Origin of the sequence: Brevibacterium samyangense, assembly GCF_039529845.1 — a bacterium.
Taxonomy (GTDB): domain Bacteria; phylum Actinomycetota; class Actinomycetes; order Actinomycetales; family Brevibacteriaceae; genus Brevibacterium; species Brevibacterium samyangense.
In genome coordinates, this window is sequence record NZ_BAAANO010000008.1 from 236,673 (window position 1) to 237,024 (window position 352).

At 72.7% G+C, this 352-nt stretch carries 1 pseudogene; it reads left to right on the forward strand.

Annotation, left to right across the window (positions count from 1 at the left end):
* Positions 1-277, forward strand: a pseudogene (locus ABD172_RS05030) (hypothetical protein); the annotation flags it as partial.
* Positions 278-352: the final 75 nt, after the last annotated feature.

A 352-nucleotide genomic window follows, 5' to 3' on the forward strand; every position in this document is an offset into this window, starting at 1 on the left:
GAACACGGCACCCGCCGCCGATGCCTCGGCGGAGCGCGTCTCGGACGTGGAGAAGCACGTGAAGGCGGAGAAGCCGGCGAAGGCTGCGAAGCCGGCACCTGCCGAGCCCACCGGCCCCGCGCCGCTCATGATCGGCATGGAGGCAGAGACGAAGATCCAGTCCGCTCCTGCACCGGCGAAGAAGAAGGAGGCCCCGAAGCGGGCCCCGAAGCAGCAGCCGGAGGCGGAGTCGAAGCCGGCTCTGCCGTTCGTCATGATCGGCATGGACGAGGACTGAGCTCCGCCCTGCGCCCGGCCGGGCCCGCACGCCGGGCGCACGAGGCCCGGTGGATCGCGGAACACGGCGCCCCGG